General features: G+C 63.7%; 11 protein-coding genes. 8 read left to right on the top strand and 3 right to left on the bottom strand.

What is annotated here, in order from left to right; all coding sequences use genetic code 11:
- Positions 1–55 precede the first annotated feature (55 nt).
- The 4 genes from alr to PMI20_RS02075 all read left to right on the top strand — a co-directional run bounded on the left by alr (position 56) and on the right by PMI20_RS02075 (position 4467).
- Positions 56–1132, top strand: a complete 1077-nt coding sequence (gene alr, locus PMI20_RS02090) for an alanine racemase (RefSeq protein WP_007932422.1) — start codon at positions 56–58, stop codon at positions 1130–1132.
- A gap of 128 nt (positions 1133–1260) precedes the next feature.
- The gene (locus PMI20_RS02085; RefSeq protein WP_007932420.1) at positions 1261–1809 is read left to right on the top strand and encodes a cupin domain-containing protein; all 549 of its coding nucleotides are present in this window, start codon (positions 1261–1263) and stop codon (positions 1807–1809) included.
- Positions 1810–1992: 183 nt separating this feature from the next.
- A complete protein-coding gene (locus PMI20_RS02080; protein WP_009046174.1) occupies positions 1993–2406 on the top strand; it encodes a c-type cytochrome in 414 nt (137 codons plus the stop codon).
- Positions 2407–2541: 135 nt separating this feature from the next.
- Positions 2542–4467, top strand: a complete 1926-nt coding sequence (locus PMI20_RS02075) for an acetyl-CoA hydrolase/transferase C-terminal domain-containing protein (RefSeq protein WP_007932418.1) — start codon at positions 2542–2544, stop codon at positions 4465–4467.
- A gap of 112 nt (positions 4468–4579) precedes the next feature.
- Here the strand turns inward: PMI20_RS02075 and PMI20_RS02070 are convergent, their stop codons facing one another.
- Together PMI20_RS02070 and rep are read right to left on the bottom strand one after the other, a co-directional pair.
- Positions 4580–5149, bottom strand: coding sequence for a xanthine phosphoribosyltransferase (locus PMI20_RS02070; protein ID WP_007932417.1), 570 nt, complete (start codon positions 5147–5149; stop codon positions 4580–4582).
- A gap of 87 nt (positions 5150–5236) precedes the next feature.
- Positions 5237–7246 carry a DNA helicase Rep gene (rep, locus tag PMI20_RS02065; RefSeq protein WP_007932416.1) on the bottom strand — a complete coding sequence of 670 codons (2010 nt, stop codon included), beginning with the start codon at positions 7244–7246 and terminating at the stop codon, positions 5237–5239.
- 266 nt (positions 7247–7512) lie between these two features.
- Between rep and PMI20_RS02060 the strand changes: the two genes are divergently transcribed.
- Positions 7513–9186, top strand: a complete 1674-nt coding sequence (locus PMI20_RS02060; RefSeq protein WP_007932415.1) for a putative bifunctional diguanylate cyclase/phosphodiesterase — start codon at positions 7513–7515, stop codon at positions 9184–9186.
- 34 nt (positions 9187–9220) lie between these two features.
- Here the strand turns inward: PMI20_RS02060 and PMI20_RS02055 are convergent, their stop codons facing one another.
- Positions 9221–10630 carry a NorM family multidrug efflux MATE transporter gene (locus tag PMI20_RS02055; RefSeq protein ID WP_007926626.1) on the bottom strand — a complete coding sequence of 470 codons (1410 nt, stop codon included), beginning with the start codon at positions 10628–10630 and terminating at the stop codon, positions 9221–9223.
- A gap of 156 nt (positions 10631–10786) precedes the next feature.
- Here PMI20_RS02055 and PMI20_RS02050 point away from each other — a divergent pair, with 156 nt between their 5' ends.
- The 3 genes from PMI20_RS02050 to PMI20_RS02040 all read left to right on the top strand — a co-directional run bounded on the left by PMI20_RS02050 (position 10787) and on the right by PMI20_RS02040 (position 14958).
- A complete protein-coding gene (locus tag PMI20_RS02050; protein ID WP_007926627.1) occupies positions 10787–11707 on the top strand; it encodes a LysR substrate-binding domain-containing protein in 921 nt (306 codons plus the stop codon).
- Positions 11708–11896: 189 nt separating this feature from the next.
- Positions 11897–13873, top strand: a complete 1977-nt coding sequence (locus PMI20_RS02045; RefSeq protein WP_007926629.1) for a methyl-accepting chemotaxis protein — start codon at positions 11897–11899, stop codon at positions 13871–13873.
- A gap of 113 nt (positions 13874–13986) precedes the next feature.
- Positions 13987–14958 (top strand): Ca2+-dependent phosphoinositide-specific phospholipase C, encoded by a 972-nt coding sequence (locus PMI20_RS02040; protein ID WP_007926632.1) that lies wholly within the window; start codon positions 13987–13989, stop codon positions 14956–14958.
- Position 14959: the final 1 nt, after the last annotated feature.

The raw sequence follows: 14959 nt of genomic DNA, 5'->3' as shown, positions 1-14959 counted from the left end.
CCATCCGCCAGCGCCGGTTTTTTCTTCCCACATGACCGCCTAGAAGTCTGCCGCCATGCGTCCTGCCCGTGCCCTGATCGATCTTCACGCCCTGCGTCACAACTACCAACTGGCCCGCGAAGCCTCGCCGGGCGCCCGTGCGCTCGCGGTGATCAAGGCCGATGCCTATGGCCATGGCGCGGTGCGCTGTGCCCAGGCGCTGGAAGCCGAGGCCGACGGCTTTGCCGTGGCCTGTATCGAAGAAGCCCTGGAGCTGCGTGCGGCGGGGATTCGCGCGCCGATATTGCTGCTTGAAGGTTTTTTCGAGGCCGATGAGCTGGACCTGATCGTCGAACATGATTTCTGGTGCGTGGTGCATTCGCTGTGGCAGCTGGAGGCCATCGAGCAGGCCACCGTCGCCAAGCCGCTGACGGTATGGCTCAAGCTGGATTCGGGCATGCACCGCGTCGGCCTGCATCCCAAGGATTACCAGTCGGCCTATCAGCGGCTGCTGGCCAGCGGCAAGGTGGCGAAGATCGTATTGATGAGCCACTTCGCCCGGGCCGACGAGCTCAGCTGCAGCAGCAGCGACGAGCAGGTCGCGGTGTTCGAGGCGGCGCGCCAGGGCTTGTCCGCCGAGATCAGCCTGCGTAACTCGCCAGCCGTGCTCGGCTGGCCGCACATTCCCAGCGACTGGGTGCGCCCCGGCATCATGCTGTATGGCTCGACCCCGTTCGAAGAACCGCATCCACTGGCCGCGCGCCTGCAACCGGTGATGACCCTGGAGTCGAAGGTGATCTGCGTGCGCGAACTGCCGGCCGGCGAACCGGTGGGGTACGGCGCCAAATTCGTCACACCACGGCCGATGCGTATCGGCGTGGTGGCCATGGGGTACGCCGACGGTTATCCGCGGCATGCGCCGACCGGTGCGCCGGTGCTGGTGGCGGGGCAGCGTACCCAGCTGCTCGGCCGGGTTTCCATGGACATGCTGTGCATCGACCTGACCGATGTGCCAGAGGCCGGGCTGGGTTCTACCGTCGAGCTGTGGGGCAAGAACATCCTCGCCAGCGAACTGGCGGCAGCGGCCGGCACTATCCCTTATCAGCTGTTCTGCAACCTGCGCCGGGTGCCACGCGTCTATTCCGAGGGCTGAGCGGCACAGTGCATTGCCGAAAGTCGCCTTGCCCCCTGGGATTGGGGCCCAAGTGTTGTAAATACTGAACGCTATCGCCATGATAACGCTCAACTACAACAACGCCTGATCCCTAGGAGGCTGCCGCATTGGACGTCGGTGAACGACTGCAATCCATCCGTAAACTCAAAGGCCTTTCCCAGCGTGAACTCGCCAAGCGCGCGGGCGTCACCAACAGCACCATTTCGATGATCGAGAAGAACAGCGTCAGCCCCTCGATCAGTTCGCTGAGAAAGGTTCTTGGCGGCATTCCCATGTCGATGGTCGAGTTTTTCTCGGAAGAAATCCTCCAGGAAAAACCCACCCAGATCGTCTACAAAGCCAACGAGTTGATCGATATTTCCGATGGCGCGGTGACCATGAAGCTGGTGGGCCGGGCGCATCCTAGCCGGGCGATCGCTTTTCTCAACGAGATCTATCCGCCGGGCGCCGATACCGGCGAAGAGATGCTCACCCATGAAGGCGAGGAAACCGGGATTCTCGTGGAAGGACGCCTGGAGCTGGTGGTGGGTCTTGAGACATTCGTGCTCGAAGCCGGTGACAGCTACTATTTCGAAAGCACCAAGCCGCACCGTTTCCGTAATCCTTTCGATGCACCCGCGCGACTAATCAGCGCAGCCACGCCCGCGAACTTCTAATAGAAGAGGCGTCCTGCAAGGATTGCAGCGGTGCCCGAAGCAGCATTTCGCCTCTCTCTAATCCCCCTTTGAATCTAGGGTTGTTTCGGAGTGGCGGGCTAACCGCTATACTTGCGCCCGCCCGCGAAACCGTGGCCGTGGGCGTGACTAGCCACCATTGAGGGTGTACGCGTGAACCTAATTATGAAAATGCTGGCTGCACCAGCAACCGTATTGGCCCTCTGGGCTGTCAGCGCTCAAGCTGCGACCAACGACGACATTGCCAAGCGCCTCGAGCCGGTTGGCCAGGTCTGCGTCCAGGGTCAGGAATGCAAGGGTATGGAAGTCGCTGTTGCCGCCGGTGGCGGTGGTGCGAAGACTCCAGACGAAGTGATTGCCAAGCATTGCAATGCTTGCCACGGCTCCGGCCTGTTGGGCGCGCCGAAAATCGGCGACGCCGCTGCCTGGAAAGAGCGCGCGGATCACCAGGGTGGCCTCGACGGCATCCTGGCCAAGGCCATTACCGGTATCAACGCGATGCCGCCTAAAGGCACCTGCGCCGACTGCTCCGATGAAGAGCTCAAAGGCGCCATCCAGAAGATGTCCGGTTTGAAATAAGCACGGATCTTGCGCAAAAAAGCCGCTCACGAGCGGCTTTTTTCATGCCTGCGATTCGGCCGCTACTGTTCATTGCAGCAAAGACCCGGCAAGCTCGGTCCAACCTCAAATTCATGGAAGGTTCTGGAGGATCGGATGGTGCAGTCATGTTCTATCGAGCTGGCGGTCGATGAGGTCCTGGCACGCTTGCCGGCGCATATTCACCTGGGCATGCCCCTGGGGCTGGGCAAACCCAACCGCTTCGCCAATGCCCTGTATCGTCGCATCGCGCAACTGCCCGAGCGCCAACTGACCATTTACACCGCCCTGAGCCTGGGCCGCCCGCCGCTGGGCGATGGCCTGCAACGGCGCTTCCTCGAGCCTTTCATCGAGCAGGTCTTCGGCGACTACCCCGAGCTGGACTTTCTCGCCGACCTGCACCGCAACCAGGTGCCGGCCAATATCCATATCGAACAGTTCTTCATGCAGCCCGGCAGCCTGCTCAACAGCCCGGCGGCGCAGCAGGATTATGTCTGCAGCAACTACAGCCACGCCGCGCGCGACATCAATGCCGCCGGCCTGAACCTGGTCGCGCAACTGGTGGCCCGGGACCCGCAGCAAACCGACCGCCTGAGCCTGAGTTGCAACCCGGACATCACCCTCGACCTGTTGCCGATGATCGCCGAGCGACGTGGCGCCGGCGAAACCATCCTGCTGCTGGGCCAGGTGCATCGCGACCTGCCTTACATGCCGGGCGACGCCGAAATCGACGCCGCGACCTTCGATCTGCTGATCGACGAAGAGGAGGGCAGCACGCTGTTTTCCACGCCGAACATGCCGGTGGGGTTCCAGGATCACTTTATCGGCCTGCACGCCAGCACCCTGGTGCGCGACGGCGGCACCCTGCAGATCGGCATCGGCTCCATGGGCGATGCATTGACGGCGGCGTTGCTGGCACGCCAGGCGGACAACGACGGTTATCGGGCGCTGCTGGCGGACCTGGAGATCCAGGGCTGGAAGCCGCTGATCGAGCGCGAAGGCGGGGTGGAGCCTTTCGCCAAGGGCCTGTATGGCTGCAGCGAGATGTTCGTCAACGGCCTGCTGGCCCTGGCCGATGCCGGCATCGTACGGCGCAAGGTCTACCCTTCGGTGGCCCTGCAGCAACAGGCCAACGCCGGGACGCTGGATGAAAACCAGGCGCTGGGCGGAGTGTCGGTGCATGGCGGCTTTTTCCTCGGGCCACGCAGCTTCTACCAGCGCCTCAGGGATCTGCCCAAGAGCAAGCTCGGCGAGTTCAACATGACCGCCATCAGCTACATCAACGAGCTGTACGGCCACGAAGAACTCAAGCGCCTGCAGCGCCTGGACGCGCGCTTTATCAACAGCTCGATCATGGTCACCCTGCTGGGCGCCGGGGTGGCGGATCAGCTGGAAGACGGCCGGGTGCTCAGTGGCGTCGGCGGGCAATACAACTTCGTCGCCCAGGGCCATGCGCTGCGAGGCGCGCGCTCGATCCTGATCTTGCGCAGCTGGCGCGAATCCGCGGGCCTGGTCAGCTCCAACATCGTCTGGGAATACGGCCACTGCACCATCCCGCGGCACCTGCGGGACATTGTGGTCACCGAGTACGGTATCGCCGATCTGCGCGGCAAGACCGATGCGAAGGTCATCGAAGCGCTGCTCAATATCAGCGACTCGCGTTTCCAGCCGGGCCTGATCGAACAGGCGCAGAAGGCCGGCAAGCTGCACAGGGATTTCCGCCTCGATCCGCGTTTTACCGACAACCACCCGCAACGCCTGCTGGCGATCCAGGCGCGGCACCGGCACCTGTTCCCGGAATATCCGTTGGGCAGCGACTTCAGCGCGGAGGAGCGGGATTTGCTGCGGGCGCTGAACTGGCTGAAGAGCAAGTTCAAGCTCAGCGAGATTCTCGAATTGGGCAAGGCGGCGCTGGATGCCCCACCGCCCGAGGCGTTTCCGGCGCATCTGCAGCGGATGCAGTTGGTGAAGCCCGATGGCTGGCGCGAGGAGATCTATCAGCGTTTGCTGCTGGCGGCGCTGCGGGAGACGGCGCAGGCATGAGGTAGACGCCTGGCGGCGTCATCGCGGGCAATCGAGTGTCGACCGGCTGCTCCTACAGAAGCGGGTGGTCTCTGTAGGAGCAAGGCTTGCCCGCGATCAAGGGCGAGGCCTCTTAGATAAAGGTCACCACGCCATCGGCCAGGGACTTGACCCGGGCCAGGGATTCCACGCGGTAGCCTTGCGCGTCCAGTTCGGCGCGGCCGCCCTGGAACGACTTCTCGATCACGATGCCCAGGCCGGCCACGGTGGCACCCGCCTGCTTGATGATCGAGATCAGCGCCTGGGACGCCTTACCGTTGGCCAGGAAGTCATCGATGATCAGCACGCGGTCGCTGCTGGTCAGGTGGCGCGGGGAAATCGCCACGGTGCTTTCGGTCTGCTTGGTGAACGAGTACACGGTCGCCGACAGCAGGTTCTCGGTCAGGGTCAGGGACTGGTGCTTGCGCGCGAAGATCACCGGTACGCCCAGGTTCAGGCCGGTCATGATCGCCGGCGCGATGCCCGAGGCTTCGATGGTGACGATCTTGGTGATGCCCGAGTCCTTGAACAGCGTGGCGAATTCGTCGCCGATCAGCTTCATCAAGGCCGGGTCGATCTGGTGGTTCAGAAAGGCGTCGACTTTCAGGACCTGGTCGGAAAGCACGATGCCTTCTTCGCGGATTTTCTTGTGCAGTGCTTCCATGAAGCTTTCCTCTGTTGACGCCTTGTGCGCCTGAGCTCTGATAAAAGGTGTTCGGTTAAAAATGCTGCGGTTAAAAAATGGCCAATTCTAGCGCTTTAACATCGCCCGTATATCCGCCAGTGCGTTGTTGCCGCGCACGGCTTTGACTTCGGTCGGGGTGTCGTCGTTGCCTTCCCACGCCAGGTCGTCCGGCGGCAGTTCGTCGAGGAAGCGGCTGGGCGCGCAGTCGATGACTTCACCGTACTGCTTGCGCTTGGCGGCGAAGGTGAAGGCCAGGGTCTGGCGCGCGCGGGTGATGCCCACGTAGGCCAGGCGGCGTTCTTCCTCGATGGTGTCGGCTTCGATACTGGAGCGGTGGGGGAGGATTTCCTCCTCCATGCCCATGATGAACACATAGGGGAATTCCAGGCCCTTGGAGGCATGCAGGGTCATCATCTGCACGCCTTCGGCGCCGTCTTCCTCTTCCTGCTGACGCTCCAGCATGTCGCGCAACACCAGCTTGCCGATGGCGTCTTCGACGGTCATTTCGCCGTCTTCGTCTTTTTCCAGGGTGTTCTTCAGCGCCTCGATCAGGAACCACACGTTACCCATGCGGTAGTCGGCGGCCTTGTCGCTGGAGCTGTTGGTGCGCAGCCAGTTCTCGTAGTCGATGTCCATGACCATGCTGCGCAGGGCGGAAATCGGGTCTTCGCCGGCGCACTGCTCGCGCACCTTGTCCATGAAGCGCTTGAAGCGCGCCAGGCGGTCGGTGAAGCGGCTGTCCAGGTGCTCGCCCAGGCCGATTTCGTCGGTGGCGGCGTACATCGAGATCTTGCGTTCGGTGGCGTAGTTGCCGAGTTTTTCCAGGGTGGTGGAGCCGATTTCCCGGCGCGGCACGTTGATCACCCGCAGGAAGGCGTTGTCGTCGTCCGGGTTCACGATCAGGCGGAAGTAGGCCATCAGATCCTTCACTTCCTGGCGCCCGAAAAAGCTGTTGCCGCCCGACAGGCGATAGGGGATCTGGTGATGCTGCAGCTTCAGCTCGATCAGCTTGGCCTGGTAGTTGCCGCGATAGAGGATCGCGAAATCGCTGTAGGGCCGGTCGGTGCGCAGGTGCAGGCTGAGGATTTCCATGGCCACCCGCTCGGCCTCGGCGTCCTCGTTGCGGCAGCGGATCACGCGGATCTCGTCGCCATGGCCCATCTCGCTCCACAGCTGTTTCTCGAACTCGTGGGGGTTGTTGGAGATCAGCACGTTGGCGCAGCGCAGGATGCGGCTGGTGGAGCGGTAGTTCTGCTCGAGCATCACCACCTTCAAGGACGGGTAGTCTTCCTTGAGCAGCATCAGGTTTTCCGGGCGGGCGCCGCGCCAGGCGTAGATCGACTGGTCGTCGTCGCCCACCACGGTGAACTGGTTGCGCTTGCCGATGAGCATTTTCACCAGCAGGTACTGGCTGGCGTTGGTGTCCTGGTATTCGTCCACCAGCAGGTAGCGCACCTTGTTCTGCCACTTCTCCAGGATGTCGGCGTGTTCCTCGAACAGCTTCACCGGCAGCAGGATCAGGTCGTCGAAGTCTACCGCGTTGAACGCCTTGAGCGTGCGCTGGTAGTGGGTGTAGACGATGGCCGCGGTCTGTTCCTTGGGGTTGCGCGCGTTTTCCAGGGCCTGGGCCGGCAGGATCAGGTCGTTCTTCCAGGCGCCAATCATGTTCTTGATCTCGTCGACGCCGTCGTCGCCCGAGTATTCCTTTTGCATGATGTCGGTCATCAGGGCCTTGACGTCGGTCTCGTCGAAGATCGAGAAGCCCGGCTTGTAGCCCAGCCGCACATGCTCCTTGCGGATGATGTTCAGCCCCAGGTTGTGGAAGGTCGACACGGTCAGGCCGCGGCCCTCGCCACTGCGCAGCAGGGTGCCGACCCGTTCCTTCATCTCCCGCGCGGCCTTGTTGGTGAAGGTCATGGCGACGATGTACTGCGCGCGAATGCCGCAGTTCTGGATCAGGTGGGCGATCTTGCGCGTGATTACACTGGTCTTGCCGGAGCCAGCACCGGCGAGCACCAAAAGAGGGCCGCCGACGTAGTTCACGGCTTCTTGCTGCCGGGGATTGAGTCGGGACATGACGAAAAAAGGGGTCTGTAGCGAAATGGGCGGGCATTTTAACAGGATGGACGGATTCTGCTGCTCTCTCCGACTTGTGACGCAGCACGCTATCTAAATTTGCCGGTTTTGATACTTTCCCTCAGGATGCGCGCTGAATATGCGTCTAATGTTCGAGTTAGAGCGGTACAAGAAATTGCGTTTGATAATCAATATCATTTGTCATTGTTTATCTACGCGTCATAATGCCCGCCGCCAACTTCTATTACAGAGTCTAGGGAGCTAGCTTGTCCAAGCCTGTCGAACCCTTGCGCTTGCTGCTGCTGGCCGAAGAGCCGGCGTGGGCAGCGTTGTTGCGCGAGTGTCTCGCTCCGTTGGGAGACTCGGTGGTGCTGATCAGTGCGCCGACCTGGGAATCTGTCAGCCGTCTGTTCGATGAAGACCGCTCTGCGATTCTGTTAACCGTTCCCCAACTGCAACCGGCTCCCGGTCGTTGCAGCCTGCCCACGGTATTGCTGCTGGAGCAGGAGCCGTTGAACACGCCCGCCGGCGCCAGCGACTGGCTGGTGAATAAAAACCTCACTGCCGATACGGTGCGCCGTTGCCTGCGCCATGTGCGCGAGCGCGGGGTGCTGGAAAACACCCTGTTGCGCCTGGCCGAGCAGGACCCGCTGACCGGCATCGCCAACCGCCAAGGCTTCCAGACCCTGCTGGCGGCGCGCCTGGCGGAAAACGAAGGACGCGGGCTGGCGCTGGGGCACCTGGACCTGGACAACTTCCGCCATGCCAACGATGCGCTGGGCCACCAGGCCGGCGACCGGTTGATCCTGCAAGTGGTCTCGCGGCTCAAGAGCCAGCTTGAGGCCGGCGACCAGCTGGCGCGCCTGGGCAGCGACGAATTCGCTCTGCTGATCGATACCCGCCGGGCGCCGCAACGCGCCGAGTGGATGGCCGAACGCATCGCCGAAGTCATGGCCGAGCCGTACTGGATCGATGGCGAAAGCCTGCTGATCGGCTGCAGCCTGGGCATTGCCCACGCGAGGGCGAATGCCGGTGCCGACCCGCTGATGTGGCACGCGCACATCGCCATGCAGCAGGCCAAAAGTACCCAGGGCTGTACCTTTCACATCTTCAATGAACGCATCAATCGCAATGCCCGCAGCCTCGCCGACCTGGAAAGCGAACTGCGCCGGGCCTTGCGCCGTGACGAGCTGGAGTTGCACTACCAGCCGCGCCTGAACCTGCATGACGGGCAGATCGTCGGCCTGGAGGCCCTGGTGCGCTGGCGTCACGGCGAGCGCGGGCTGTTGCCGCCGAGCGAGTTCGTGCCCCTGGCCGAGCAGAGCGGCCTGATCGTACCGCTGGGCTACTGGGTGATTTCCCGGGCGCTGCGCGACATGCAGGCTCTGCGCGAACGCGGCCTGGCGCCGCTGCACATGGCGGTCAACCTGTCGTTCCGCCAGTTCCAGGACAGCCAGTTGCTGTCGACCCTCAGCCGGCTGATTGCCGAGCGTGGTGTTGAGGCGCAATGGCTGGAGTTCGAGCTGACCGAAACCGCGGTGATGCGCCGCAGCGACCTGGTCAAGCAGACCATGGACGCGCTGGGGCGGCTGGGGGTGCGGTTTTCCCTGGACGATTTCGGCACCGGGTTCTCGTCCTTCGTGCACCTCAACAGCCTGCCGATTGCCTTGTTGAAGATCGACAAGAGCTTCGTCGGCGGCATGGAGCAGCGCGAAGAGAACCGCAAGCTGGTGCACGCCATGATCAACCTGGCCCACAACCTCCATCTCGAGGTGGTGGCCGAAGGCGTGGAAACCCCCGAGCAACTGGCCTTGCTGCGCAGCTTCGGCTGCGACCAGGCGCAGGGCTACCTGATCAGCAAGCCGCTGCCGCTGACGGAACTGGTGGAGTACCTGACCTTCGGCAGGAGTCAGCAGGTCCTGGTCGGCGAGGTCATCTGACGGCACTCTGCCGTAGTGGCAGGAGAACCTGCCGCTACAGGGAATCCCGGGCGGTTTGGAAGTTATCCCGCGCGGCAGGCTCCGCGCTTTCCCGGCGAATCATCCGGCGCATCTTCCATTCGAAAGCCAGGGTCAGGCTGATGGCGGCACACGCCAGCCCCGATGCCAGGCCCCACCACACACCAGTCGCGCCCCAGCCCAGGGTGAATGCCATCAGCCAGGCCGCCGGCGCACCGATCAGCCAATAGCAGCCCAGGCCCACGAGGAAGGTGGTCTTGGCGTCCTTGAGCCCGCGAATCGCGCCCATGGCGATGGTCTGCGTGCCATCGAACAGCTCGAACCAGGCCGCGACCGCCAGCAGGCTGACCGCGAGGTTGATCACGTCGCGAAAGGCTGGGTCGTTATGGTCGAGGAACAGTCCGATCAACTGGTTCGGCAGCAGCCAGAAGACCATGGCGAAACCCAGCATGGCCGCGCCGCCAAAGGCGATCCCGACCCGGCCGGCCATACGCGCGTGCAACAGCTGCCCGGCACCGTAGTGCTGGCCGATGCGCATGGTGATCGCGTAGGAGATCCCGGCCGGCACCATGAAGGCCACGGAAACGATCTGCAGGGCGATCTGGTGCGCCGCCAGCTGGGTGCTGCCCATGGTGCCCATGCACAGCGCGGCGAAGGCGAACAGCCCGACTTCCACCGCGTAGGTGCCGCCGATGGGCAGGCCCAGGCGCCAGAGTTCCCGCAGGTAGTGGCGATTGGGCCGCGCCAGGCCCTGGCGCAGCGGGTAGGCGGCATAGGCCGGGTGGCGCTTGATGTGCCAGGCCAGCGCCAGGGCCATGCAGTTGGCGACGATCGCGGTGACCAGGCCGATCCCGACCAGGCCCAGCTTCGGCAGGCCGAACATGCCGGTGATCAAGGCGTAGTTGAGCAGGAAGTTGGCCACGGTGCCGGCCAGGCTGATGACCATCACCGGCGTGGCGCGGCCGATGGCGCTGGTGAAGCCGCGCAGGGCCATGAAGCTCAGGTAGCCCGGCAGGGCGAACGGCAGGATCAGCAGGAACTGGCCGGCGGACTGCACGTTGGTTTCGGTCTGGCCGAACAGCAGCAACACCGGCTTGAGGTTCCACAGCAGCAGGCCGGCGACCAGCGCCATCAGCCACGCCAGCCAGAGGCCGGCCTGGGTCAGGCGCGCGGCGCCTTCGATGTCGCCGGCGCCCTGGCGAATCGCGACCAGGGTGCCGACCGCCGCGATCACGCCGATGCAGAAGATCGACACGAACGAATAGGTGGCCGCGCCCAGGCCACCGCCGGCCAGGGCTTCCGGGCTAAGGCGGGCCATCATCAGGGTGTCGGTCAGCACCATCAGCATATGCGCCAACTGTGAGGCGATCAGCGGCCCGGCCAGCCGCAGGATGGCCCAGAGTTCGGTGCGTGCTGGATGCTGCATGGTCATCGGTCTCGATAGGGGGGAGGGAGTCAAGAGGGTTGATTCTCGGCGCTCTGGGTGACTTTCACAAAGGGATAAAAACGATTGGTGGCATGATTAAAACTCATGCTTGCGGATTCTGGTAAGTTGGCGCCATTGCGCCTGTGGAGTGCTGCCATGCCCCGTCGTCTTCCGCCCCTGTATGCCTTGCGCGCCTTTGAAGCCGCGGCGCGATACAGCTCGTTCACCCGCGCGGCCGAAGAGCTGTCGATCACCCAGAGTGCGGTCAGCCGGCATATCCGCACCCTGGAAGACCACTTCGCCTGCCGGCTGTTCCAGCGCAGCGGGCGCAACCTGCAACTGACCGAAGCCGCGCGCTTGCTGCTGCCAGGTATTCGCGAGGGCTTCACCGCCCTCGAGCGCGCCTGCGATACCTTGCGCGCCGAAGACGGCATTCTGCGCATGAAGGCGCCCTCGACCCTGACCATGCGCTGGCTGCTGGCGCGCCTGAGCCGGTTCCGCCATCTGCAACCGGGCAACGAAGTGCAACTGACCAGCGCCTGGATGGACGTCGATTCGGTGGACTTCAACCAGGAGCCCTTCGACTGCGCGGTGCTGCTGAGCAACGGCCACTTTCCGCCGGACTGGGAGGCCAGCTACCTGTTTCCGGAACTGCTGATCCCGGTGGGCGCGCCGAACCTGCTCAACGACCAGCCGTGGGATGTAGCGCGGCTGGCGGCCACCGAGCTGCTGCACCCGACCCCGGATCGCCGCGACTGGCGCAACTGGCTGGAGCGCATGGGCCTGTCCGAGCAGGTTTCGCTCAAGGGCGGACAGGTGTTCGACACCCTGGAACTGGGCATGATCGCCGCGGCCCGCGGCTACGGGGTTTCCATGGGCGACCTGCTGATGGTGGCCGAGGATGTGGCCCAGGGACGCCTGAGCCTGCCCTGGCCGACGGCGGTGGCCAGTGGCGAGAATTACTACCTGGTCTGGCCCAAGACCCGGCCTGGAGGTGAACGTTTGCGCCGCCTCAGCGACTTTCTCCAGAACGAGGTCCGCGCCATGCAATTGCCCGACGTAGAGCGTCTCGGCTGAAACGATGAAGGCCCCGTGACAAGGGGCCTGCGCGATACCCGTCCAGCGCGCTCAAGTATTGATCGGCGCCGCCGAATCCTTGGAAGTGGAGCCTTCGCTCTGAAAGGTTCCGACACCTCATTCTTATTAGAACCATTGCCGAGCGTGTGACGCGATCAGGACGATCCGGTCTCTCGGCCAGGAGCTGTCATGCCTCAACCTCGTGCCCGGATCGCCTCGCAGCTTGGTCTCGCACTCGCCGTGGTACTGGCGATCGTGATCAGCGGCAGTACTGTCTTCGCCCTGCGCTCGCTGGACGCCGCCAACCTCGCCACCCGGGAAGAACACCTGGCCAGTGAGGCACGGCTGCTGGCCGACCAGCTCAATACTTTCCACGGCACCCTGCGCGAAAGTACCCAGCGCCTGAGCGGGCTGTTCGAAAAGCGTTTCAGCGGCGGCCTGAGCCTGCACCCGGACCAGCCGGTGACCGTGGCCGGTACCCAGACCCCGGGCCTGCACCTGGGTGATGTTGTGCTGAACAACAACTTCGAGGAAGTCGACGAGTTCAAGCAGATGACCGCCGGCGTGGCGACGGTGTTCGTGCGCAGCGGCGACGACTTCATCCGCGTCAGCACCTCGCTGAGCAAGCAGGACGGCAGCCGCGCCATCGGCACCCTGCTGGACCATGGGCACCCGGCTTACCAGAAACTCATGGCGGGGCAGAGCTATGTCGGCCGCGCGCTGCTTTTCGAGCGCCTGTACATGACCCAATACACGCCGGTGCGGGACAGCGCCGGCCAGGTGATTGCGGTGCTGTTCGTCGGCTTCGACTACACCGACGCGCAGAACGCCCAGTTCGACAACCTCAAGCGCTTCCGCATCGGCCAGACCGGTTCCCTGGCGTTGCTCGACGAACAGCAAAAGTGGCTGGTGCCGCCGGCCGGCGTGCAGGCCCTGGAACCGGCGGGGGCGACCATCGCTGAACTGGCCAGGCAGCCGGGCAAGGGCCACTTCTGGAGCGACAAGAACGAGGACTTCTACAGTGTCGCCGTCCCTTTCGAAGGCGGGCCCTGGTCGGTGGTGGCGAGCATGCCGAAGGCCGAAATCCGTGCGGTGACCTGGAGCGTCGGTCTGCGGCTGGTCATCGGCAGCCTGTTGGCAATGCTGCTGGCGGTGGGCGCCACGGTCTGGCTGCTGCGCAGCAAGCTTGCGCCCCTGGGTGACCTGGTGCGCCAGGCCGATGCCTTGGGTAAAGGCGACCTGAGTGCGCGCCTGAATATCTCCAGTCAGGATGAGATCGGCCAGTTGGCAGGCAGCTTCAACCAGATGGGCCAGGCCCTGTCGACCATGGTCGAGCACATCCGCAAGGCCGCCGCGGAGGTCAATGGCCGGGCCCAGGCGTTGTCCGGGTTGTCGGGCGGGGCGTACGAGGGCATGGAACAGCAGTCGGGCGAGATCAGCAGCATGGCCGGGGCGGTGGAGGAGTTCAGCGCCACCTCGCTGAATATCGCCGACAACATGGGCAACACCGAGCGCCTGGCCCAGGAAAATGCCCAGCAGACCCGGATCGGCCGCACCTCGATGGAGGAAGCCTCGGCGTCGCTGGAGCAGATCGCCGGCGCCTTGAACAGCACGGCCACGGTGATCAATACCCTGGGCCAGCGCTCCGAGGAAATCGGCGGCATCGTTGGGGTGATCACCGCGATTGCCGACCAGACCAACCTGCTGGCGCTGAACGCCGCCATTGAGGCCGCGCGCGCCGGCGAGCAAGGCCGCGGCTTTGCCGTGGTCGCCGACGAGGTACGCAACCTGGCCTCGCGTACCCGCGAAGCCACCGACGAAATCTCGGGGATGATCAACAGCATCCAGCAGGAAACCGGCAACGCCATCGCCACCATGGAGCAGGGCAATGTGCTGATGCAGGAAGGCCTGTCACGCAACGCCAATGTCGCCTCAGCCCTGGCGCGCATCGACGAACAGAGCCGCTCGGCCGGCCAGCAGTTCGCCGCGATCACCACCGCGACCCAGGAGCAGAGCAGCACGGCGACCCTGCTCAGCAGCAACCTGCAGAGCATTGCCCTGGCCAACAGCGAACAGCGCGAAGTGGTGTCGAACCTGGCGATCACCGCCAAGGAGCTGGAGAAGCTGGCGGCGGACTTGCGCCAGGAGGTCGACCGCTTCCGTTGATAGCGGTTGCGTGGCCGTTGGCCACGGCTGGGGAGGCAGATTGCAAATGCGCGGGGCTGGGCTAAACCATAGGGGCGATTTCCCTACAGGATGCCTTCCCGGCAGGAGCTGACATGTCCCGTCTCACTGGTTTTGCCCTCCGTACCGCCGTGCTGCCCCTGGCACTGGCCAGCCAGATGGCGTCCAGCCAGGAGGCCGTGGGATTCATTTCCCCGGCGTCCTGGTACACCGCCTTCAACGCTATCGCCCAGGTGGCATGCCATAACTGCTACGAAAAACAGTACGCCGGCACCTTCACCAGCGTGCTCGATAGCGTGCGCACCCTGGAGCTGGACTTCTGGGACCAACGCGATGCGGTCACCGGAGGTTCGCCCCGCCACTGGTTCGTGCGGCACAACCCCGGCAGCCTGTTCCAGTCCGGCAATGACAACAATTGCACCGGCGACGGCAACGGCACCAACGATCTCGAAGCCTGCCTCAACGACATCAAGCTCTGGAGCGACAGCCATCCCGGGCACTTCCCGATTACCCTGATCCTCGACAAGAAGCAGGGCTGGTCGAAGGAAAGCTCCGGGCGTACGCCGAAAGACTTCGATGACCTGGTCAGCCGGATTTTCCAGGGCAAGCTCTACACCCCGGGCGACCTGGCCCAGCATCTGGGTGTCAGCAGCAGTGCCTTGCAGGGCTCGCTCAAGGGCAAGTCCTGGCCGACCGCCAGCCAACTGCAGGGCAAGGTGCTGCTGGTGCTCAACCACTCGGAGAACCAGAAGCTCTCGCAATACGCCGAGGCCCGCACCACCAGCGCCAAGGTGTTCATTTCCCCGGTCACCAACGGCCAGAACGATGTCAGTGGCGAGGTCAGCGGCATGTCGAGGACGTCGTCCGGCTACGTGGCCATGAACAACATGGGCAAGGGCGACAAGCAGTGGGCCGCGCAAGCCTTTGTCTACAGCCACATCGGTCGGGTGTGGGGTGATGACGGCGTGTCATTCACCCAGCACATCGCCGAGAAGGTCAATCTGTCGGCGTATTACAAATTCGCCGAGGCCAAGGATGGCAACGGCTATCGCATCCGACCGTTCTGAG

The sequence above is a fragment of the Pseudomonas sp. GM17 genome, assembly GCF_000282175.2.
Lineage (GTDB): Bacteria > Pseudomonadota > Gammaproteobacteria > Pseudomonadales > Pseudomonadaceae > Aquipseudomonas > Aquipseudomonas chlororaphis.
The sequence above is the reverse complement of the archived record's forward strand: the minus strand, read 5'-3'. Positions and strand labels throughout refer to the sequence as shown.

Bases quoted from the DNA above. Each gene is read 5' to 3' on its own strand.
- alr (WP_007932422.1), top strand. From the start codon at position 56: ATGCGTCCTGCCCGTGCCCTGATCGATCTTCACGCCCTGCGTCACAAC.
- PMI20_RS02080 (WP_009046174.1), top strand. From the start codon at position 1,993: ATGAAAATGCTGGCTGCACCAGCAACCGTATTGGCCCTCTGGGCTGTC.
- PMI20_RS02075 (WP_007932418.1), top strand. From the start codon at position 2,542: ATGGTGCAGTCATGTTCTATCGAGCTGGCGGTCGATGAGGTCCTGGCA.
- PMI20_RS02070 (WP_007932417.1), bottom strand. From the start codon at position 5,149: ATGGAAGCACTGCACAAGAAAATCCGCGAAGAAGGCATCGTGCTTTCC.
- rep (WP_007932416.1), bottom strand. From the start codon at position 7,246: ATGTCCCGACTCAATCCCCGGCAGCAAGAAGCCGTGAACTACGTCGGC.
- PMI20_RS02055 (WP_007926626.1), bottom strand. From the start codon at position 10,630: ATGCAGCATCCAGCACGCACCGAACTCTGGGCCATCCTGCGGCTGGCC.
- PMI20_RS02050 (WP_007926627.1), top strand. From the start codon at position 10,787: ATGCCCCGTCGTCTTCCGCCCCTGTATGCCTTGCGCGCCTTTGAAGCC.
- PMI20_RS02045 (WP_007926629.1), top strand. From the start codon at position 11,897: ATGCCTCAACCTCGTGCCCGGATCGCCTCGCAGCTTGGTCTCGCACTC.
- PMI20_RS02040 (WP_007926632.1), top strand. From the start codon at position 13,987: ATGTCCCGTCTCACTGGTTTTGCCCTCCGTACCGCCGTGCTGCCCCTG.